Source organism: Shimazuella sp. NTD247 (genome assembly GCF_059510415.1).
The window spans coordinates 281,911-302,771 of record NZ_JCAJZU010000001.1 but is presented as its reverse complement, the minus strand read 5'-3'; the positions used below and the strand labels follow the sequence as shown (position 1 = coordinate 302,771).

Genomic DNA, 20,861 nt, shown 5'->3' with positions numbered 1-20,861 from the left:
GTCCAAAAGCAGTATCTGCGCCTGCAAAGATTATCTTTTTTTAAAAAATATCCCTTTTTCCATCCTCATTGAAAATCGGCAACAACCTACTTGATCGTAGTGTCACCGATTTTTCCTCCAAATCGCTTTATTTGCCAGCAACCTTTAAGATTTTTGATTTAAGGACAGATTTTTGATTTAATCCAACTATAGTCTCGATCAGTTTTCCGTCTTTAAACAACAGCAATGTTGGGATGCTCCGAACGCCAAATTGTGAAGCCAATTCTGTCTCTTCGTCGACATTGACTTTGGCTAGTGTTGCATGCCCTTTCAGTTCATTCGCTAATTCCTCTACAATCGGGAGTTGAATTCTGCAAGGACCACACCAGGGCGCCCAAAAATCAATCAAAGTTACGCCGGACTTGATATAACTTGAAAATGTCTTTTTTGTCAGTTTTATTGCACCCATCGCGAGTACCACCTCTTTGTGACAATGATAATCAAACTTTATATCATAATATTATTATTCAATCGATTATTTGATTAATAAAGGCTATATACCTGATTGCGTCAAGTTCCTGAATAGTTTGTTCTCTGCATCTCCAGATATATTGCGTGATTCAATAGGCTCAGCTGATTTTCTATCCATCTAGAATTGGTTTACTCATGTTGGTAATTTATAAATTTGCGAATGAGAAAACCCACGGTTTGAATCGTGGGATGATAACGAGCGTTGAACTAGAGAGGGTCTATCCCTCTCAAAGGTCCAACACTTTTTTCAGAAAATATCTTTTCGAACATATATTCATATGATAAAATATTTCCAATTACATTTAATGGATAGTCTAAAATACGAAAACCAAGCAGTAGGTCTATTCCATGTTGTAATAAAATAATCCTGTTCAACCGTGGGGCTCACGGGGTTAGCTTGGTAATGAAGCAGTCACAAGACTGCCGTCCCAAGAATCCTACGGCTTTATGAACTAGCTACAATAATGAGCTCGCCTTCTAAATCCAACCCATGAATCAAAGATGAAACTACTTTCGCATTTGGCGCAGTAGCGAGAATGACTTTGGCTCCGCCTGTGGATTAATCCCACCATCACTTTCTCATATGACTAAGCGAATAGCCTCTTAATTAGTGTCCTTTCACTTTGACTGAGGCTCTTTTTTTGTTTTGTAAAATTCCTAAGTTCGGGATGTCTCATCAACCCATACCATGCAGTTAGAAATGTACCCACATGATGGAACACCGGTTACCAGTGTTCTAGTAGTTAAGTTTCGATAGCATTATGATCAAACCAGTGATGAATTGGTATGAAATCCAAAGAGCATCTTGTAAACATTCATAAAATATCCAATCTGTCATTTTCTCCATTGTTATGTAAATGGTAAGAACCATATTGTATGATAACAAAAGTTATAAACAAACATAAAAAGCCAAAAACCCTTGTATATCAAGGGTTTTTGGCTTTTGTTTCGTGAGTTTCGGTGTATCAGTTATACTTTCATATTTATTACACTTGATTGGATCGACTTACTCTGTATTGAAAAAATAAAGTAACTTGAATGATCCATAATTCCAAACAACACAGCGTTCTAAGCCTTAGTTTATTGACAACTCCATATGGCTAAAGCTATTGGATTTTTGGAACTATATCATGACTATTTCATTGCCAAAACTAACCCCGTGCGCCCCATGGTTTGTATTTATTGATTTCTTTGCTTCGAACAAGCTTGGTTTTCTCACTCGCAAGCTATAATAACGAAGAAGAACTAAATAATCATTCAGCAGGTACAAGGAAAAACTTTTCTGGTGTTTGGGAGACTACTACCCATTCTCTTGAATCATTTGACCAACCACTTCCAACAATGTTTAGATACCAAGCATTGTTTTCATGTTCTATCTTATAACCGTCTTGATATGGTTTAAATGTCCATTTTTGTGCACTTGATTCTCGATCCAAATAAATGTAATTGTGCCAAGCACTCCAATTGCTATGGTTAATTGTAAAGGAATTGTATCCTCCATGTGTCGATTGCTGCATTTGAATGACATATTGATTGTCACCTTTATCAATCAAGCGAACAGAAGTACCTACTGGATATTTTTCGCTTGATCCATCTCTACCAGATACACGGACATAATCCCAATTACTTGCACTTACTTGATAAGTTAACGCACGTTTAAGATTGTGTTCTGGAACTAGGTAATAAAGTTTATTTGTATCAATTTGCGTTCCTTCTGCATGTACAGTTTTTGTAGTTGGAGTTACAAGTAATAAAGAGAAACTAAAGACAAAAGACAAAAGCCAATAACATAGAAAAGTATTTTTTCAAATTCATATCATCTTAATTAATATTTTCCATCTACTAATATTTTATCAAATAGGGATTAAATGCAAACAAAAAATGTGAAATATTCTCTTTTTTCATAAGAAAACCAATGATTCTCATTTTAATAGAAACAGGAGATAAAAACTATACTCCTGTTTCTTAAAATATCCTATTTAAGTCTCCATTTTTTATCATTTGCTCAATATATTTTTGTGTTTGAAGTCCTTCCCATCCATTGACCACGGGTTCCTTGTCACCTATCAAACATTCTATAAAGTGATCAACTGCTCCTTCAAATCCTCTACGTTTAAGAATAGAATCCCAAGGATTTGAGAGTTTCATAGTAACAACATCGTTTTCTTCTATTTCCATTACATCTAGATTCTTCACTCGTAAGATGGAACCATTTGAAACAATTTCTACTTGCTCTAAATTTGTTCCAGAATTTCGATGCATAGCAGTTGTAACCCAATGTTTATCTGATCCCCACAAATGATGCGTATGAATTAGCTCATGCTGCTCTGTAGTCGAAATAATGCCACTTGCGATAGTAGTTGCTCCTAGCCATCTAGCAGTATCTACTAAGTGAATATAATCATCAAGTAAAGTAAAATCATACTTGAAGTTCGGATTTATTCCATTTACACGATGTTTTTCAATACGAATCCATGCTACTTCATTCATCCTTTTTTTTGCTTGTACATAAAATGGCGCGAATCGTCTATTAAACCCAACCATCAGTTTTCGTTTATTTTTCCTGCATAAATCTACCAAACGTTCTGATTGTTCGATGGTGGATGCTAATGGCTTATCTACATAGACATCTTTTCCATTTTCAAGAGCTGTATGAACAACTTCATAGTGTGTATCTGTTGAGGTATGCACAAATAAAGCATCACATTCTGATAATAGTGACTGCATATCAGAAAACGATTTCATTCGATATTGTCTACATAGTTTATCCCTTTTCGTTTTCGTTGGTGAATAAGCACCAATCAATTTCCAATTCTTTTCTATACTCAATAGCGGAAGATAAGCTTTTTGTGCGATCGAACCTAATCCTACTATTGCAACTTTAGGGAGTCTCATTTTTTTACTCCATTCTTCTAATATCTACCACACACATTTTTCCCATCTATTAACAATTTGATAAGTAGTAAATAAAATGTTACTTCTACTTTTCCAAATAGTGATAAACAGTGGTATGAGAAATCTTCATCGTTTCAACAGTATTTTTAAAGGGGATTTATGTTTTAAACTTGTATCTTCCTTGAACCCCTAGTTTAGCTTTCATTTAACTTGAAATTTATTTATACTACACTTGTAAGCTGAAGAACCAATGCTATGGAATAAGGAGATTTAATGTCTGTTACGTCCATTACAGTTGTGGCCATCGTAGATGAAAAACGTTGTCGAGTTACGTTTTTCCCTGACGATAAACCCATTGTCCGTTTCGACGGAGAGGAGATCGAAGGTCAAGCAGCATCGACTTTGGCAACTAGGATTGAGCAAAAGCTAGACGAGCCCAGCAACGAGCCCAACGTCAAGATTCAGTCAGTCAAGACGAAGGGATCAGGAGTTTCTCAGGTGGTTAACCTAAGTGCTAATGGTGGCAGTATTGCTGCTCTCTTCATCGGAGATGTTCATCTGTAATCAATGGTAGCTTCAGATTGATTCAACTCTCTGTCAGCACCACTATTTGGCGCTGGCAGAGATCGATTAGATAAAATCCTATATTCTATAAATAAGAGAATAAGCCATTACATGTTAAAAAATGTTCTGTGATGGCTTGTTTGATTTGACAGGTTCTCCAAATACATTTATGTGGTTCCGCTATCCATTAATGAAACTGTCGATTACGTGTGTAGGAGAAAAATCCCTCTGTAAAACTTCTTATTTTTGTTCCAGACGACCTTATAATACGAAAATACCACTCGTCTGAGTGGCACTTTTTATTGGATTAATTCTTTCTTTTAAAATAATGTTATATATTTCTGATTTTTTGTCTAGATGAAAAATAAAAATCTATGGTCGGTTAAATTTTACATAACCACCATCACGATCAAACCAGCCTCTAAAAGCCCAATTTATCCATCCCCCGTCTCCTTTATTGGTAAATTCTCCATCATCGAAAGCCCAAATTCCATAAACGACACTATCATATGTTGCTGAAGCATAAAATTTAACACCGTTAAAATGATCTTCATACTCTTGGCTCAAGTTAAAAACCATTACATTGTACTGTTGACCCGCAGCATAAAATGTTTGTTCCATTAAATTTTTCACAAATCCCGCTCGATTATCATCCGATTTAATTGCATCTTTAATGGCATTCGCTATTCCAAGAACATCAATGCTAACATCTAGTCCTACATCTGCAGACATAACTTTCACCCCTTGATAAATTAGTAGACAAAAGAGAGAACTGCATCCCCATTTCAAATATTATCAATATAACTAAAAAATGTAAAATTTAGAATAAGTAGGATTATTTAGGAAAAAGAGTGATGTTTGAGATACTCTATATCAAAACAAGTTCTCATAGAAGAAAAGCTTTTTTTAAAGTTTGACAATTCGGTGAATTAACGATTCCCACTGAGTTGATCAAGCTGGGAACCTGATCCCTCTGATATCTATCGTGGCATGAAATCGTGATCAAAAAGAAATCCGCCCTCCTATCTCTCATTGAAAATAGAAAAAAACTTGAGAACCACATGGGAACTCAAGTCATTTCGTGTTATACACTCAGAGATACTTTATATTCGTCCTGAGCAAAAGTAATGATCAACTCAAGGATTTATTTACAACTTGTTATTTTTTCTCGTTTTTCAGCAAAAAAAGAAGGGATGGCATGCGAAAACTATCACGAAAACGAGAAATTATCAGCAAATTAAGCTACCTGAGCTCGTTGTTTAGCTGCTTTTTGTTTTGTTAAGTATCGAGCGAGTAAATATGAACCAAGGACATAAATCACAGCTATAGCTTGAGACGATAAAGTCTGCACTGTAGGAAAAATGCAGAACCAAGTGCCCATCCACTCAGGAAAATGGAGAGGGATAGTGGTTGTACCAATCCAGCCTGCTAGTTGCATCTCTTGAACCGTTTCTCCCACCATTACAGCTAAAACTACGACTAAAAGACCGCCTGTAAATACTAACATTTTTTTATAGGGGAGACGACGATGCCCTAAAAAGGTAAGAACACCTACTATCATCGTTAAAGCTAATCCAATTAGTGCTCCTTTTAAAATAACACCAGAGCCAACTTTTAATCGTAAATTTTGTAGAAAAAGAACGACTTCAAATCCTTCACGATAAACAGATGTAAGCCCCAATATAAAAAGAGACCAAAAAGTGCTCCTCTCTACTAATTCCTTACTATTGTCGGTGATTTTGATCTTTTTTCGATTATGAAGGTTAATCCACCCTTGCCAATATATCTTATGAAAAAACCAGTTCATAATAATACATAAAACGATAACTGCTAACAAGCCTGTAGCAGCTTGAATATTTAGTTCTGATGCGTTCACAGAAGCAATTATCCCAACTACAATAAACCATGTAGCAAGTGTTGCCAAGAAAGATACCCCTGCTCCTGCCGAAATAGGTTTCCAATAATTATCTTGCTTTTTCCGAACTAAGCCAGAGATGATAGCGGATAATACTAAAATCGCCTCTAATCCCTCTCGAAAAATAAGAATAGCTGTATTTATAATAGCCGAACCTGGCGTGATGTTTCTAGCAGCAGGATCAGGATTTCCGTGATAATTTACACCCTGCCAGATGATCACGCCAATCACTAATAGTAAAGAAACGGAAATGAGAATCGTTTTTACGTTAAATAACCTTCTTATCACTACATTCTCCCCCAAAATAAAACATTTGAAAATGATAATCTTTATCAATGAATGTCCTGCATAATTTTATTTTTTTATCTCTTGTGTGTCAAGGTAATTGGGTCATTTACCTGTTTTTTCTATTATAATTCTACAAACATTTCCTTTTGTTTCTATACAAAAAAGACACCTTATAGGTATTATACGAAAAACGGTGAAACGTAATTACACTAATATTATCATATTGCGCATAGCTATAATTCCTTATTTTTCTTCCTCCGCTCCAATACAAACCTCAGTCCCATTAAGCAAACAGTTAACCAAGCTCCTCCAGCTGCATATCCAGCAAAAACATCGCTTGGATAGTGGACTCCCAAATAAATTCTACTTAAACCAATCATTATGATGACAAACATGGTAGTCAAAATGACTACTAGTTTTGCTTTTCGTGAATTTAAGAATACCATCAGTAACATACATAACATCCCATAAAAAATGATGGAACTCATGGAATGACCACTTGGAAAACTATATCCCTTTTCCGAAATTAACCGATGTAAAGTTGGTCTTTGACGGTGAAAGACCCATTTCAAGAATAAGTTAAATATTCCTCCTCCTGATACTCCGATCACTAAAAATAAAGCTTCCCAACGTTTTTTCTGCCAAGTCATCCACGATGCAGAAATCAGCAAGAGTAAACTTAGAGCAATGGGTGACCCGAAAAAAGTAAACATTTTCATGATAGAAGTAAGCTGTGGGTTTACGAACGATTCAATTCTGTCGATAATTATTTGATCAAAGTGATATAACTCTGATTCAACCAATTCATCAGCAAATTTTGCAAAGACAAATGTGAATAAGGACAACACACATACAGAAATAAGCATATATCTTTTGATAGGTGACAAGATATTGAATGATTTCATAGATTTCATCCTTATATTCAAATTGTATAAAGTTATTTATTTTGTATTTTGTTTTTCCGTTTGACTAGTATGAACCTTTTCTCTCATAACCATGTAGTCAATTTCGTTTTTTAAGACGATCATTATACAGATGATACACAATACGACTTAACCAAGAAGGAAAAGCAAAACATTTTCCAGAAATATAGAAAAAAATTCTTGTTGTGAACTTTCCATCCATCGTAGAAGTCCCTTTTATTGGTTCTATTTTTTCTTTATATCCTTCCCTAAGAGATAAAGTGGTTACTTCTTATCTTAGAGTCAAGGAAAGAAAAAATCAAAAAAGGAAGGTAATTTACCGGTATCCTTCCATGACTTACTAATGAAAGATATTGTTCTTATCTTTTCACTGACAATCAGAAGACAAAAAATGTTGATTAATGAAAATGAACTTTTTTGACATGGAGCTAGTCCTTCTTTTATGTAACATGTGAACAAAACTTTAGAACCACAAGAAGGAGGATTTCATATTGGATTATCAGCTTTTTCAATGGATCAATCATTTTGCAGGACAACATTTTTGGTGGGATCATTTTTTTGAAAGTTTAACTTCGTATGGTCCTTATCTATATATTGCAGTTCTCCTTATTCTAGCAATTCGTCCGTCCAGTAGATTGGCTACTGTAAATGGTTTTTTAACAGCATCATTAGCCATAGGAGTAAATTTCTTAATTGGATTAATATCTTATCGCCCACGGCCTTTTGTAGCACACCATGTACACATGCTGTTACCACATGTTGCTGATTCCTCATTCCCTAGTGATCACACTACTGGATCAATGGCAATTGCTTTGGCGCTATGGTTTTACAATCGAAAATTAGGCATTTCACTTATTCTAGTCGCATTGTTTATTGGTTTTTCTCGAATCTATGTAGGGCACCATTACCCTACAGATGTATTAGGAGGTATTTTGATAGGAACAGTAGTAGCATTTTTAGTTAATAAACTAGGCATTGGACAAAAGATTCTAAACAAAATCCCTTTTGGTCAAAAGCAAAACCCTTCCGAATCTTTATAAAGAACTTTGAACATTTGTCAGGTCTATTCATTCTATACGCAATCCAAACTATAACTGGATTCAGGTTGGAGTAATTATAGGAAATGGGAACAACTCCTATGATTGCTGCCAATATTACAGCAGATAACCAGTATCCTAGATTAAGCCCTTCTGCTATAAGGTCGCCGCCTGCTGTTCCTAAAGCGAATGTAAATAGAATGGTCAGCCAATGACTTAATAGAAATACTACAATAGAAACTCACCCTTGATTAGGATGAGTTTCTAAATAGTTTATTTGCTTATATGGAGATGCAAATAAATAAAAGGCTTTCTTTGCTATTTTTCATTTTCACACAAAGAAGGATAGAAATAATGATCATGCTCTTTCGTGAATCTTCCATACTTTTGCTCTTATCGGGTTTTATTGGAGGGTATCTAGGATCATGTAGCGGGCTATCCATAGGTTGGCTTATCGGGGCTTTTTCTTGTTCCATGGCATTATCTTTGTGGAATCCAAAATGGTCTAATCTTGAAAATAAAAGACCTATGTGTTCAGATTTCCGAAAAATGGGACAATTTATATTAGGTGTGCAATTAGGTCAGCAAGTTACTTTTGCTATATTAGATACAATTGAAGATAATTCCTATGTTATTGTTTCCATGTTTCTTTTCTCTATTTTTCTAGCTTTATTATCTGGCTGGGTTTTAAAACGATATAGTAACGTTAATCTAATCACTAGTTTGTTTGCAACAACTCCAGGTGGTACAACTGCAATGGCGTCAATTGAAGATGAAGCCGGTGCTAACATCATGAGGTCAGCCCTTTTCCGGTTGCTTGATACGCTTTATTCCATTCACCAAGAAAATGATTGAATACAAAACGGCTACAACCGATGGATTTATGGATCATTGTCGCCTGTGCTTTGGTAGGTCGAAGACGGTAAGAAAAAGCTTTATGCATGGAATCACCCCCTTGTTGGAATTTTGCAAACATTATAGATAGTATGTTCGCCATTTGTCAAGCTTATCTGAAAAATAGTCAAACTTACGAAAGAACAAAAAAGTATCTTCTTCTGATGCTCGCTTTCATCCCACGAGTTAAACCGTGGGTTTTCTCGCTCGAAATGTTATAAGAAGTAATTTTTCTGAAACTCAAGTGAAATGCAGTAGAAAATGCAAGTTTACTTAAAAATGGATAGTTTATGCTTATAGAGATGGAAATTCAGCTTAACTAGACATCCGGAACAGGCCCTAAACTTGGCTGATCTTTCCATTGGAATGTTGGCCTTCGTAACCTTCTCCATGGAGACGGCGTTTCTGTTGTTGAAACAAAAACAAAAAGACCCCGATCAAAACGAGAATACCTCCTATAATCTGCCAACCTGCGATGAGCTCTCCCAATAAAATGGCCGCCAACGCTGATGCTCCCACGGGTTCACCCAAAATGCTCATCGAGATCGTCGTCGCGTTCACATAGTTTAAGAGCCAATTAAAAATCACATGAGAGATGGTGGGAACGACCGCCAGCAAAAGAAAGATCCCCCATTCCTTCGCGGCATATCCGCCGAGAGAGACCCCCATACCAATGTTATAAACGGTCAACGCCAGTGATGCGAAGAAAAAAACGCAAAAGCTGTAAATCCAGTGAGACACTTTTTTGACAGTTCTTTGCCCAATCATCAAGTAACAGACAACGGCCACGACACTGAGGAAAGAGAGGATATCGCCGAAAATTGCTTTTCCGCTCAATCCAAAATCTCCCCAGCCAACCATCACGGCGCCAATCACAGCGATCCCCATTGTCATCAACGCTGATGCCGTTGTCCGCTCTCCATATAGAAAAAAACCGCCCACTAAGGCGACAATGGGTTGCAAGGCTAGAATGATGGTGGAACTAGCTACGGTCGTCAATTGGAGAGAACCAAACCAAAGTGCGAAGTGAATGCCTAAAAACAAACCCGAGAAAAACAAAGAGAACCAATCTTTTCTGGTTACTTTCCGGAATTCAGATCGATGCATCCAAACGATCGGCATCAACAGAATAAAGGCAAACCACATGCGATACATACTCAAAATTGTTACCGGTGCCGCCGACCATTTGACGAAAATTGCTGAGAAAGATATGGCAATGATAGAAATAACCAATGGAAAGCCGATTGCCTTCGAACGATCTTCCAGTTTCATGATACTCCCCCGTCTTTTTGTGATTTTTTATCTCAACCCTTCTTATTTATGTAGTCAAAAGGGAGGGTAAGGGAAAGATTTTTCCTAGCTATTAAGATGCAAGATATCATTCTTTCTCATTTTCTGCAATCAACGACTACTCTGAGATACACATAAACTGTAATTTCCTTTCATATGAAGCTTTTTCAATATTCGATAGAAAATAATAGCACGGATGCTAATTCACTAGAAACAGAGTAGTACACTAACGAATTTCGAAGTGGTTACTTCCCTTGATGTCTTTTCCTAGGTTGAGTTCTCAAACAAATCAAGCACATGTTTGGATAAAAGAAGTAGCCTTATCCTGTATTCTAGTTTTCACTCTATTTTTGAGTTTTGCTATATATTCTATTCGCATGAAAGTGTAGAAAAACTCATATAACAATAGTCCCATTTATGTTGGGGGTACATACTATGCAAATTTGTTCCTTCGCACGAGAATTGGAGATCGATAAGCTTTTTGTCAAGCTAGAGTGTAAATAAACTTGGCAGCGTTTCTATCACTACCCCACCTAACACATCCATTGGATGGTTTCCTGCGCAAATGCGGTGACAAACCCATAAATATCGCTATCACGAACAGAGAATTCAATTTTCGTTCTGTATATGAATGGCTGCCATTGAATGGAAGGCAGCTGTTTTTTCATTTGATTAAGATCCGAGGTGACATTACACCTCTGTTAAAATGAGCGGCTTATCTTTGGTAATGACAATCGTGTGCTCAAACTGTGCGACGTAGTGATCGTCCGGTAGCAGCAGCCCCCAACCGTCAGCACTCTCTTCTACAAATTCTGCGCCGTCCGATACGAAGGTTTCCACCGCAAGCACCAGTCCGTTCGTGAGCAGCCTAGTGTCCCGCGGATCATAGTAATTCAGAATGTTATCCGGCATCTCATGCAGTTCGCGGCCAATGCCGTGCCCAGACAAATTGTGGATCACGGTGAAACCGTCCTTGCGGGCTTCATTGTGAATCGCCCGTCCGATGCCGCTGATCTTTGCACCCGCCCTAGCATTCTGAATTCCTTGATGCAATGCGCGAAGCGAGCTCTGACACAGCTTTTCCTTGTGCAGCGAACCAGTTCCTACCACTATCGTTGCCCCAGTATCAGCATAATATCCTCCCAGCTCCGCCGACACATCAATATTAACGACATCCCCTTCCTCCAGTATCCGAGGGCCTGGAATGCCATGCGCAGCCACCTCATTCACGGAGATACAAGTTGTTCCCGGAAAACCGTAGGTGATAGCAGGTGCGGAGATAGCTCCGTGTTCATCCAGTACCCTTTTTCCGATACGGTCGAGCTCTGCCGTTGTGACTCCCGCCCGGACAGAAGACAGCATCTCTTCACGGGCCATTGCGACGATACGGCCAATCTTCTGCAGGGCGATGAGATCATGTTCTGATTCGATGGTCAAGTTTTTAAACCTCCAGTATTTGCAATCTAATCCACATTTCATTCCAGTATACTTGAAAAAGAGTTTCATGTCCCTTAGAGAACTTAAATATGTTTTTTTGACTAGAGACAATTTTTAATCCTATAAGTATGCACAGAAACCCTTGAATACAGTTAATTTATTTGATAATGTCGGATTTCAAGAAGAAAACAACCTACTTTTCCCAGCAAAAATACACTTATTAAAGAGAATTTTAAAGCGTATTATATGATGGACGTTCTTTATTATTGATATCACCAATCAATGGTAAGCGGGACAACATGTTCTGCAGAAAATATGCATCCCAAGGGAAATGTTCAGTGATGCCTAAGCCGATTACATCGTATGATTTTGCCACATCTTGTAGAACTCGAATAATGGTTTCCATACTTGATCCTTTGGGATACTTCTTCTTATATTCCTCATACGTTCCGGGATAAGCAAGCAAGAGAGAACGAAATTCTTTCATATCCAATACATCCAGATGCAGAACGAACGATAACTTTTGAAGAATTATTGTTTTTCATAACTTCCTCCTTTCTTATCTGGTTTCTGTGGTTTATATAGCATGTACATTGCTGCCAACCTATACACTTTGATAGACTGAATTCATGAAATCACTTTTGACAACCAGTTAAATCTATTTTTTCAGCTTTGGGATAATACCAGAACGATCATGACCCACAAAATACATAATAAGTACAAACATAGAATTAGTTTATATTGTTAAAATTATCCCATAATTAGAAAACATCTGAATTAATGGAGGGCTTTACAAATGGAAAAATGGAAAAATCGATTGATTGTATTTAGCACAGTTGCCTGTCTTTCTATTTCTATGATTGCTATTCCTACAGGTAACGGTGCATCTGCTCAGTCAGATCCAGATCTATACGTAGAAACAGAACAGGACCTAACCACTTATACTGATTACATACCGGAAGAAGTAAAACCTTCCAATAATGACTGCGATAAACTTAAGATTAAAGTTTATAAGCATAAAGGCAAGGAAAAGATTAAGTATTATTGTAAGCATAGGCATGATAAGAAACATTAAAGAAAGGGGCTTTTTATAAACCTCTTTCTTTTTTGGGTACTTTCCTCTTTGCGAGTAATGACATGTTCTCTGGTACTCTACCCTACAGGGGGTAGAACCAGCATCCGGCGACTAAGGGGTAACGTAACCATATAATGAAAAATGAACCGATCAAAAAAGGGATGGTTCATTTTATTAGGTCAATAAAGCTAAACGCTGATCGAGATCCATACGGAATTCACCATACGGATTGATGTGGTTGTAAATAGGAGGAGTGAGAGCTCGATAATCTTCTGATGGCATTTTGTCCGCCCATTCTTTTTCTTGCAATGTTGGATTTTAAGCGTGTTGATATAGACCAAGCAATTTTACAGTAAGTGGAGACTTAGGATGGCAATTTCCTGTTCTTAAGGTTGATTTTTTTGGATTTCTCCCCCTTTTCCATAAAAGATAAAGTCACTGCCTGAATGCCAATTTTCCACGACATTTTGTCCAGCATGGATTTCGATACGCACTTCTTCCACATGAAGGTATTCGTATAAAAAGATCGTTTTTAAAACTTTCCCTAACTCCTGTAAGGCTTTATAGGTAGGATGGGAGGTGTTTTCGAAAATTGCTTCAGGATGGACTCGGTGTCTGCTAGTATAATCGTAAGGCGGTTGCATATTTTACCATTTCATCATACTGCCTGCGAATGAGATCCCAGTCAATGGGCTTTTGTACGAGAACCGGCTGCAAATGGGGATATTGCACTCCAGTTTTAGGTTTGTACAGTTTCTTAGAATGAATATTTTTCAGTCGTGGCATGAGTTTGAACCTTAGTAAATAGCAAAAGGCAAAACCTACTTCACTTTGTCCATGTATGTCCACAAAGTCTTGTCTATTTCATTATTGGTGTTATGGGTTAACAATCCATGGAGCATGGCGATGACTTCAGATGAATTGGGTGTGTTGACAGATGAATGGACACACATCGATTTTTCTTCCACATGCCAATACACAGAGATTCCGGATCCGCGATGACGCGGAAACCATTGTGTTCGTAAATTTTGATCATATGTAGAATCGGATGCACAAGTCGTTCTTTTCCCCAAATCTCTTCTTGGCGATCAGCTAAGATGGCATTTACTAATAATTCGTTTGCTGCTTTTAAACTACTTTGTAGATGTATTTTCGCTTGATATACAGCAGGTCTTTATAAGTTACATCTAAATTGCCAGAGGAGACCCGTTTCAATCCTGTGTTGGTTCCTAATCCATACAGACAAAGAAGCAACCGTTTTTGAATGGTTTTTCGATCCAATCACTCATAGGTAGCCAAGGTTTGAAAGAGATTAGTAAAACCTATTCGTAAGTCTGTTTCTTTTAATATATCAATGAGATTAATCATCCACCATCGGTTCACAATCTCTTTTTTGAGATAAGCTAACCGTTTGGGTTCGCCTCGTATGTCGTAATCCGCAACAGAAATCCATCCGCCTTTATAGTCGGTAATGGATTTCTTTTTGTTTTTGGGGAGTCCTTGATCTAGCATCGTTAGCTTTTCATGCATCTCTTGTTGTAACTCGGCGATTTTTTCTTCTGCATCTAAAAGAACTGACAATGTTGATTCACATAATGCAAAACACTTCTAATCTCAATAGCTTTAGTGTCTCGAAAAATAAATGATTCGTTGACTCATTGTCACGAGTATAGGGGAGTGTCCAACGGCTATGTGAACCACGTTTTTTGACTTAAATATGTTTATTTTCTCCAGATTCAATACGCTGGTTTACCTCTATAATACGAGTTTCAAGTTCCTTTTCAAAAAGGATATTGTCCTAATGGCTTATTCTTCTTAAAAGCTCTCTTCATTAAATGAACCGCTTCGATCAGCGGATCATGAGGAGAAGGAGCTGCAAAGTCAACCATCAAAAATATAGAGCGAAGAGACCGCTTAAATTGACGAGCTAACTGATCAATGTGTTTCCAACTCAAATCAGCCATTTTTCTGTTATTGAAATGTTGCTTCAAAATGTGTTGTAAGTCTTCCTTCACTTCGTAGAGGTCAAATGTAAAAAATAGGTGTTTGGCCTTGAAGTAACCAAGTTGCAAAACTAAATAAGCCTTAGACTTGACAGAATGCAGTCTTTGCAGCAACTCTTTCTCGGGTTGCGAAAGCGAAAAATAATAGCAACGATCTTCATATGTAAAGTTCGGCCTACCAAAAATCTCTTTGAAATCATCCTCGCTCAGAATTCTTAAACGTTTTTGATTGCTTTCAGTCATATTTCCCCCTTATCGGCCTAAAACCAGCAAACGCCCGACGAAGTGTAATTCGTCCAGCAAATGGATATTAGACATGGTTTGGGGAGAATTGATGCGCTACTGGCGTTTGGCTCCTACTTCAACTGGTTCTAGGTATCTAAGTTAGATTTTTGAGTTTAACTTTTGGGGGTGCACATCACACAGTCACTTTTCTTATCCCTCGTAAGGTCGTTCTTGGTAAAAATAGTTTGGCTTTAGGATGCTATTTTTGTATGGTTTATGAAAAATATGCGTTGTTGCAGGTGACATAGGAGGAATTAACCAAGCCCATTCTCCTGTAATATCTCGCCCATTTTTTTGTTCTGTTCGTTCAAACGTTTTAAACTGCTGTGCTGCAGTGTGGTGGTCTATGATGCTGACACCCGTTTTTTTAAAGGAATCTAACACAGCGATATTTAACTCCACCAATGCGCGATCTTTCCAGAGGGTTGCATTGCTTTCGCGATTTAGCCCTATGATGTCCGCAACTGCTGGAAGCAAATTATACCTATCTTCGTCTGCTAAATTTCTAGCTCCGATCTCTGTTCCCATATACCAACCGTTAAAAGGTGCTGCCACATAGTTAATTCCACCGATTTCTAAACGCATATCAGAAATGATGGGAACAGCATACCATTTTATCTCTAGCTCACTTATCTTGGGATAAGAAGAGTGATGAATAAGAACCTCACATACTAACTCCTGAGGAATTGGGATATAAACAGGATTATCACCATTGATTTGGATGACAAGTGGGAGGATATCAAAAGCTGTCCCTTCCCCCTTCCATCCTAGGTCCAGACATGCCTTTGTAAAAGATAGGGAAGAAGGGTCACCTACCACTCCATGTGCAGTTTCATACCCTGCATAGCGTAGGAGTTGTTGATTCCAGATACGCACAGGTTGAAATTCATTTTGTTCTGCTGGAAAAATGGTGATAGTAGGTTGGATTTCCCCGTTATTGGTAGCAAAAGAGATGTGTTCAAAAAGAGCATTTGACACATCTTCAATGGTAAATTTATCTCTAGCATCAAAGACATGAAGTCGGTTCCAAAACAATCTTCCAATACATCGATTGGAGTTACGCCAAGCCATTTGGGCTCCATAAACTAATTCTTCATATGTATGATGATAGAAGTCTGACACGGTAACTTCTTTTTTTATATCTTCTATTCGTTGATGTGCAGTTTTGCTGCTTTTTCCTAGTTCTTGATAACAGGTTAGAATGAAGTTTTCTGCTTCTTGTAATACCATGTTTTCTGTCATGGTGTCCTCCTAGTCTAGAACAGAGCTGGAAACTTTCTTACATATTCTCTATGGTACTTAAAACAATGGATACATAAAATGTAGAAAATTGTATTTTTCGTTACAATGATCAACGTTATAGGGATCACGATAATACGGCGACCTGGGTTTTTCATGTTTGTCAAATAAAACACTCATTCAGTCGTTTTTCCCACTAGGGGGAAAACAGTTGAATTCTCAGAAAACAGAGCTTTCAACAATTGTGGCACTCTGTCGTGTTTCAGGATCATTGGGATTATCAGCAAAAAACTCCATACCCCACTTCGTAACAAGACTAGACTAGAGTTCGATCTCTCCATTGGTCACTGGGCCAAATAAAAAAAGATGACTTCTGTTCAATTAGGAAGCCATCAATCTAGCGTAAAAAAATACTTCTTAGTGAATGAGAGTCTGGGTTTATTCAGTCATATTAGTCGGGCTGTTCTCCTACATAAATGGAAAACAGCCCGTTTAGAGATAACTCTATTTCCAGCTACCTCTTGGAATGCATTTTCTCCTCGATCCAATTGATCATCGTGGGTGTGACTGGCGTAATGATCGCTTTACGAACAGCCAGAATGTTACCTGGTAGAGGATCTCCAGATGCGCCTTGAATCATGCTATATGCCTTGTTCTTGGAAAAGCATGGACCTCCTGACATGCCAAGGTAAATATAGGAATCACAAAACACTCCCTCAGAACTACTGACTACATCGGTGGTCAGACCATAGAGCTCTTGCTCTGGCTTGTCCAATGGATAACCTACCATTTCCAAATGAAGGTTCCTATTCTGAAAACAAGCAAGCTCAAAGAACTTGGAAGTAGCCTTGACGGGCAGGGTGATAAGTCCAAAGTCTTTATCAGGATTGACATATTCCTTATGGAAGCAATATCCATTGGCTTGATAAAGGACACCTGATGAAGTTCGAACATATACCTTCTTAGCGTCCTTGAGTGTGTGACCAGATGTAAGCACTGTTATTGGATCAAGGAAAAGCCCTGTACCAGCTCCAAAACTTGAGAACCCTTTTCCCAGATCTACGAGAATCTCGCAAACTCGAGGGTCACCCTTAACCTTCTTACGGCGATCAAAATCAGGAGTGAATGGAATAATCTTCTTGGTTTCCACGTTAATCCTTATGGAGAGAAGTTGTATGCAACTTAGTGTTCTTTATTTTATACCAAATTGGCTATTTTTTCCCGATGCCCAGTCTTCCAAATAAAGCAAGTGTGTATCACTTGTTATAAGATTTTGTGTATTCAAAGAAACGATCACAAACCGCAGGGTAATCCATTATGTGGTTCGGTTACCTCTCAGTCGCCGGATGCTAGTTCTAGGCCTACTAGGAGATCTATTTGAACCAATTACTCACTTTAATGTGTAGATAACCAAAAGAACGCTTTGTTGAATATGGGTTTATACAAGTAAGGTATATGGGGATCTGATTTATAGACAAACATAAGGAGAGAGAATCATTGAAAGAAAATGAGAAAACACAGTGGATTCGATATTTCCAAGGAAAGAAGCTTGATGTGTTCGATACAAGAGCTCCATTGCCTCAATTTTGTATTTACAAAAAATGGGACAGCGATTGGTTTACTCATGCAACAATTGATATCAAAGAATTTCTAAAACCATATTTGGGTCAGACAGATTATATTCGTGGTTTGCAATTATATTTGTTCCAGAAATTGTGTGTTATCAAAAGGGGGGAGATTATCAAACAATGGGATGAAGATAACCTAGAACAGTATAATCCGGATATTAATAATAAAATACGCACCATTCCTAGATTCAATAGAGTTTACGAGTCCAATGAAGGGACATATATGATTTTTCAGAATGAGGAACCGCATCTAGTTGAAAAGGATGTTTATAAATATGAGGTGGCATGTCAATTGGCATTAAATGAATCTTTCCAAAACGCAGATAAATTATATTTCGTGTCTAGACTTATTAAAGAAGAGGATTTTAATTAGATGAGAATGATACTATCAGGCCTAGAACCCAGCAAACGCCTTCTGTTATTTACTTTGGGATTAACTATAATACAGTGGTGATGATCATCCAATCGCTAGGAAAGGCTTTTCATGAGCGTCTGGTCCGTCGATGGCACCTACAAGGATGAACCTTTCATGGTCATCCTGAAGACGAATCGGTTCAGCGAAACCGGTCTGCTCGATGTGGCTTCAAAGGCTCTCGGGTTCTACTGAGAAAATGGGAAACCGATGCCTCAAGAGGTACGCGAGTTCGTGGGCCTCTCAAACACGCATACAACGGAGAGGAGATCGCCGATCTAGTGATCAATCATTGAGTCCAACTGTATAACAGGGCTCATGGGACACCAGCTCTGGCTGAGCTGGTGTCCCGCCTTCTGATAGTAGCCCCCTTTCAAAAATTGGTGATATGTCTTCCATACTTTTTTGTGTATTAAATTCCATCACACCAAAAGGTATACTTAATAAAAAAATACTTGCACAGCCAATATAGAGCAAATGGAATACTAGTAGGTTGTTTTTCCCTACTTTTTTGACTAAAATCATAGTCAATAGAAAGGAGAATAAACTGAAATGTCCCCTCGTTCCAAAGAACAATATGAAGAAATTCGAAATCAACGAAGAAAAGAAATTTTACAGGCAGCGATCCATGTTTATGTCCATAAAGGCTACTCTGCTTCTGAAATGAGTGCTATTGCTGATCAGGCTGGACTAGCACATGGGCTAGTTTACTACTATTTCAAAAATAAGAAGACTTTGTTCCATGAACTATATGAATATATGATGGAGGAGTTCAATCGTTTCACGAAAGCTCATTTCGAGCAAGAAATATCCGTGTTTGCATTGTTTAAAAGTTATGCACAATTCTTTTGTGAGCGTATTATAGAAAATCCCATCACACCACGGTTTTACATGCGAATTGGATTAGATTTACATCATTTATACAAGCCAGATGAGCTTTCTCCATTCGAGTGGGTAAATAGTTTTACATCTCCGATGACACAAGCTATTGAAAAAGGAATTGTACAGGGTACCATTCAAAAGGGAGATGCAAATTTGATAGCTATGCAATTTTGGGGGTCCATATCCCAAGGAATGAATTATATAGATCACATTCAGCAAGAACTTATCACACAAGGAATAGTGAAAGAAGATTTGAAAAAGAAGTTAAAAAAGTATTTGGATCAAGTGGTCGAATCATCCATCTCGCTATTAAAGCCGTAATAATTTTTAGTTTTTGATTGACTATTATATCAATCAAAAATATGATTGATTATAAGGAGGAGAAATAATTGGCTACTATTCGTAAAGAAATCATAATCGAGGCAAAACCTGAACAAGTATGGGACGCAGTGAGAGATGTCGGATCGGTACATCGGCGATTCGTGCCAGGATATACTTTGGATACCCAGTTGGACGGTAATAATAGAACTCTTATCTTTCCACATGGAGGCGTAGTACGTGAACGGATTGTTTCTATCGACGATGAAGCATATCGGTTTGCTTATGCGGTAGTGGAAGGAAGTAATCCACCCTTAATCCACCATCATGCTTCTTTTCAAGTTTTTGCCGAGGGTGATAACAAAAGCACACTTGTATGGATCTCTGATTTTCTACCCGATAATACAGAACCTGAAATGCGAGTGCGTATTGATCGAGGAGCACAAGTGATAAAGCAAACCATAGAGAATGAAGTAAAGAATGATAATCATCAATAAGAGGAGAGTTACAGAAAAGTTGAAAAAGATATTAGGCATCATCACTCACCCAAATGTACAACAATCTCGCGTCAATAAACGTTGGATGGCAGAATTGAACCAACATCCCGACAAAGTAACAGTACATGATTTATACGCTGAATATCCTGAGAAAACAATTGACATCGCACATGAGCAAACATTACTAGCAGAACATGAACGTATTATCCTTCAATTTCCATTTCAATGGTACAGCATTCCACCTCTACTAAAACAATGGTTGGATGAAGTTTTCACAACTACATGGCTGTTTCGTTCTGGAGGCAAAGCAGTAGCAGGCAAAGAACTTGTACTTGCCATCTCCATTGGTGGTGTAGAAACATCTTACCAAGCTGGAGGAATGGTTGGTTATACCATCAGCGAACTAACTCGCCCTTTGCAAGCTTTTGCCAACCAAATAGGTATGAGAATACTTCCATATTTCAAACTCTATGACGCGAATCAAGTAACGGATGAACAGATCGATATCAGTGCCAAGCAATACATCCAGCATATTTTGAACCCTGAACTTGATTCTCGCATTGTACAGCAACGAATGCTAGATGAGATGCAACAAAAAATGAAGACAGTTCAAAAGTGATTTTTACCCTATTAGCCCAACGGTTGTAGGTCTTTCTATGCTATTGGTAAATATTCTTAGGTTAGTCCTGTTTTCACATGTATCTCCCCAGTCCCCCCCTTAATAAGTTGCAACAGTATTTGTAACCGTAAATTCAATAGGTCCGCTTCC

At 37.8% G+C, this 20,861-nt stretch carries 20 protein-coding genes and 3 pseudogenes; 8 read left to right on the top strand and 15 right to left on the bottom strand.

Annotated features, from left to right (window positions below):
- Positions 1 to 127 precede the first annotated feature (127 nt).
- The 3 genes from trxA to AC5WOC_RS01425 form a co-directional block, all read right to left on the bottom strand.
- Positions 128 to 448: a thioredoxin gene (gene trxA, locus AC5WOC_RS01435; protein ID WP_496053619.1), complete on the bottom strand. Its 321-nt coding sequence runs from the start codon at positions 446 to 448 to the stop codon at positions 128 to 130.
- A 1,315-nt stretch (positions 449 to 1,763) separates the two neighbouring features.
- A complete protein-coding gene (locus AC5WOC_RS01430) occupies positions 1,764 to 2,288 on the bottom strand; it encodes a hypothetical protein (RefSeq protein ID WP_496053618.1) in 525 nt (174 codons plus the stop codon).
- 187 nt (positions 2,289 to 2,475) lie between these two features.
- Complete coding sequence (locus AC5WOC_RS01425; protein ID WP_496053617.1) at positions 2,476 to 3,405, bottom strand: Gfo/Idh/MocA family protein; 930 nt, start codon at positions 3,403 to 3,405, stop codon at positions 2,476 to 2,478.
- Between the two features lie 273 nt (positions 3,406 to 3,678).
- Here AC5WOC_RS01425 and AC5WOC_RS01420 point away from each other — a divergent pair, with 273 nt between their 5' ends.
- Positions 3,679 to 3,969: a hypothetical protein gene (locus tag AC5WOC_RS01420; protein WP_496053616.1), complete on the top strand. Its 291-nt coding sequence runs from the start codon at positions 3,679 to 3,681 to the stop codon at positions 3,967 to 3,969.
- 372 nt (positions 3,970 to 4,341) lie between these two features.
- Here the strand turns inward: AC5WOC_RS01420 and AC5WOC_RS01415 are convergent, their stop codons facing one another.
- The 3 genes from AC5WOC_RS01415 to AC5WOC_RS01405 form a co-directional block, all read right to left on the bottom strand.
- Positions 4,342 to 4,758: a stress protein gene (locus tag AC5WOC_RS01415; RefSeq protein WP_496053615.1), complete on the bottom strand. Its 417-nt coding sequence runs from the start codon at positions 4,756 to 4,758 to the stop codon at positions 4,342 to 4,344.
- 448 nt (positions 4,759 to 5,206) lie between these two features.
- Entirely contained in the window at positions 5,207 to 6,172 is a 966-nt protein-coding gene (locus AC5WOC_RS01410; protein ID WP_496053614.1) for an FTR1 family iron permease, read from the bottom strand.
- A 233-nt stretch (positions 6,173 to 6,405) separates the two neighbouring features.
- The gene (locus tag AC5WOC_RS01405; protein WP_496053613.1) at positions 6,406 to 7,077 is read right to left on the bottom strand and encodes a phosphatase PAP2 family protein; all 672 of its coding nucleotides are present in this window, start codon (positions 7,075 to 7,077) and stop codon (positions 6,406 to 6,408) included.
- A gap of 509 nt (positions 7,078 to 7,586) precedes the next feature.
- On the opposite strand from AC5WOC_RS01405, the gene AC5WOC_RS01400 reads away from it, so the two are divergent.
- A complete protein-coding gene (locus AC5WOC_RS01400; protein WP_496053612.1) occupies positions 7,587 to 8,135 on the top strand; it encodes an undecaprenyl-diphosphatase in 549 nt (182 codons plus the stop codon).
- Positions 8,136 to 8,154: 19 nt separating this feature from the next.
- Here AC5WOC_RS01400 and AC5WOC_RS01395 read toward each other — a convergent pair.
- Positions 8,155 to 8,346, bottom strand: a pseudogene (locus AC5WOC_RS01395) (hypothetical protein); the annotation flags it as partial.
- Between the two features lie 71 nt (positions 8,347 to 8,417).
- On the opposite strand from AC5WOC_RS01395, the gene AC5WOC_RS01390 reads away from it, so the two are divergent.
- Positions 8,418 to 8,987 carry an AbrB family transcriptional regulator gene (locus AC5WOC_RS01390; RefSeq protein WP_496053611.1) on the top strand — a complete coding sequence of 190 codons (570 nt, stop codon included), beginning with the start codon at positions 8,418 to 8,420 and terminating at the stop codon, positions 8,985 to 8,987.
- Here AC5WOC_RS01390 and AC5WOC_RS01385 read toward each other — a convergent pair.
- From AC5WOC_RS01385 to AC5WOC_RS01370, 4 genes and pseudogenes are all read right to left on the bottom strand, one after another.
- Positions 8,929 to 9,075, bottom strand: a pseudogene (locus AC5WOC_RS01385) (helix-turn-helix domain-containing protein); the annotation flags it as partial. The gene AC5WOC_RS01390 and the pseudogene AC5WOC_RS01385 overlap by 59 nt on opposite strands.
- A gap of 290 nt (positions 9,076 to 9,365) precedes the next feature.
- Entirely contained in the window at positions 9,366 to 10,298 is a 933-nt protein-coding gene (locus tag AC5WOC_RS01380; RefSeq protein WP_496053610.1) for a DMT family transporter, read from the bottom strand.
- Positions 10,299 to 11,006: 708 nt separating this feature from the next.
- Positions 11,007 to 11,753, bottom strand: a complete 747-nt coding sequence (gene map / locus AC5WOC_RS01375; protein WP_496053609.1) for a type I methionyl aminopeptidase — start codon at positions 11,751 to 11,753, stop codon at positions 11,007 to 11,009.
- 232 nt (positions 11,754 to 11,985) lie between these two features.
- Positions 11,986 to 12,240 (bottom strand): hypothetical protein, encoded by a 255-nt coding sequence (locus tag AC5WOC_RS01370; protein WP_496053608.1) that lies wholly within the window; start codon positions 12,238 to 12,240, stop codon positions 11,986 to 11,988.
- Positions 12,241 to 12,549: 309 nt separating this feature from the next.
- On the opposite strand from AC5WOC_RS01370, the gene AC5WOC_RS01365 reads away from it, so the two are divergent.
- Positions 12,550 to 12,828 carry a hypothetical protein gene (locus AC5WOC_RS01365; protein ID WP_496053607.1) on the top strand — a complete coding sequence of 93 codons (279 nt, stop codon included), beginning with the start codon at positions 12,550 to 12,552 and terminating at the stop codon, positions 12,826 to 12,828.
- Positions 12,829 to 13,002: 174 nt separating this feature from the next.
- Here AC5WOC_RS01365 and AC5WOC_RS01360 read toward each other — a convergent pair.
- The 4 genes and pseudogenes from AC5WOC_RS01360 to AC5WOC_RS01345 all read right to left on the bottom strand — a co-directional run.
- Positions 13,003 to 14,409: pseudogene (locus AC5WOC_RS01360) on the bottom strand (Tn3 family transposase); the annotation flags it as partial.
- Between the two features lie 200 nt (positions 14,410 to 14,609).
- Positions 14,610 to 15,074: a DUF4158 domain-containing protein gene (locus AC5WOC_RS01355; RefSeq protein ID WP_496053606.1), complete on the bottom strand. Its 465-nt coding sequence runs from the start codon at positions 15,072 to 15,074 to the stop codon at positions 14,610 to 14,612.
- A 192-nt stretch (positions 15,075 to 15,266) separates the two neighbouring features.
- Positions 15,267 to 16,358 (bottom strand): nitric oxide synthase oxygenase, encoded by a 1,092-nt coding sequence (locus AC5WOC_RS01350; protein WP_496053605.1) that lies wholly within the window; start codon positions 16,356 to 16,358, stop codon positions 15,267 to 15,269.
- Between the two features lie 511 nt (positions 16,359 to 16,869).
- Positions 16,870 to 17,505, bottom strand: a complete 636-nt coding sequence (locus tag AC5WOC_RS01345; RefSeq protein ID WP_496053604.1) for a S1 family peptidase — start codon at positions 17,503 to 17,505, stop codon at positions 16,870 to 16,872.
- A gap of 347 nt (positions 17,506 to 17,852) precedes the next feature.
- Here AC5WOC_RS01345 and AC5WOC_RS01340 point away from each other — a divergent pair, with 347 nt between their 5' ends.
- The 4 genes from AC5WOC_RS01340 (at position 17,853) to AC5WOC_RS01325 (ending at position 20,711) form a co-directional block, all read left to right on the top strand.
- Positions 17,853 to 18,356, top strand: coding sequence for a hypothetical protein (locus AC5WOC_RS01340; protein WP_496053603.1), 504 nt, complete (start codon positions 17,853 to 17,855; stop codon positions 18,354 to 18,356).
- 591 nt (positions 18,357 to 18,947) lie between these two features.
- Positions 18,948 to 19,598 (top strand): TetR/AcrR family transcriptional regulator, encoded by a 651-nt coding sequence (locus AC5WOC_RS01335; RefSeq protein ID WP_496053602.1) that lies wholly within the window; start codon positions 18,948 to 18,950, stop codon positions 19,596 to 19,598.
- A gap of 68 nt (positions 19,599 to 19,666) precedes the next feature.
- The gene (locus tag AC5WOC_RS01330; protein WP_496053601.1) at positions 19,667 to 20,092 is read left to right on the top strand and encodes an SRPBCC family protein; all 426 of its coding nucleotides are present in this window, start codon (positions 19,667 to 19,669) and stop codon (positions 20,090 to 20,092) included.
- 19 nt (positions 20,093 to 20,111) lie between these two features.
- On the top strand, positions 20,112 to 20,711 hold the full coding sequence (locus AC5WOC_RS01325; protein ID WP_496053600.1) for an NAD(P)H-dependent oxidoreductase: 600 nt from the start codon (positions 20,112 to 20,114) through the stop codon (positions 20,709 to 20,711).
- Positions 20,712 to 20,861: the final 150 nt, after the last annotated feature.

What these genes read in the sequence shown, in the direction of transcription:
- trxA (WP_496053619.1), bottom strand. Translation starts at nt 448, where the DNA reads ATGGGTGCAATAAAACTGACAAAAAAGACATTTTCAAGTTATATCAAG.
- AC5WOC_RS01425 (WP_496053617.1), bottom strand. Translation starts at nt 3,405, where the DNA reads ATGAGACTCCCTAAAGTTGCAATAGTAGGATTAGGTTCGATCGCACAA.
- AC5WOC_RS01420 (WP_496053616.1), top strand. Translation starts at nt 3,679, where the DNA reads ATGTCTGTTACGTCCATTACAGTTGTGGCCATCGTAGATGAAAAACGT.
- AC5WOC_RS01405 (WP_496053613.1), bottom strand. Translation starts at nt 7,077, where the DNA reads ATGAAATCATTCAATATCTTGTCACCTATCAAAAGATATATGCTTATT.
- AC5WOC_RS01390 (WP_496053611.1), top strand. Translation starts at nt 8,418, where the DNA reads ATGGAGATGCAAATAAATAAAAGGCTTTCTTTGCTATTTTTCATTTTC.
- AC5WOC_RS01380 (WP_496053610.1), bottom strand. Translation starts at nt 10,298, where the DNA reads ATGAAACTGGAAGATCGTTCGAAGGCAATCGGCTTTCCATTGGTTATT.
- AC5WOC_RS01370 (WP_496053608.1), bottom strand. Translation starts at nt 12,240, where the DNA reads ATGAAAGAATTTCGTTCTCTCTTGCTTGCTTATCCCGGAACGTATGAG.
- AC5WOC_RS01365 (WP_496053607.1), top strand. Translation starts at nt 12,550, where the DNA reads ATGGAAAAATGGAAAAATCGATTGATTGTATTTAGCACAGTTGCCTGT.
- AC5WOC_RS01355 (WP_496053606.1), bottom strand. Translation starts at nt 15,074, where the DNA reads ATGACTGAAAGCAATCAAAAACGTTTAAGAATTCTGAGCGAGGATGAT.
- AC5WOC_RS01350 (WP_496053605.1), bottom strand. Translation starts at nt 16,358, where the DNA reads ATGACAGAAAACATGGTATTACAAGAAGCAGAAAACTTCATTCTAACC.
- AC5WOC_RS01335 (WP_496053602.1), top strand. Translation starts at nt 18,948, where the DNA reads ATGTCCCCTCGTTCCAAAGAACAATATGAAGAAATTCGAAATCAACGA.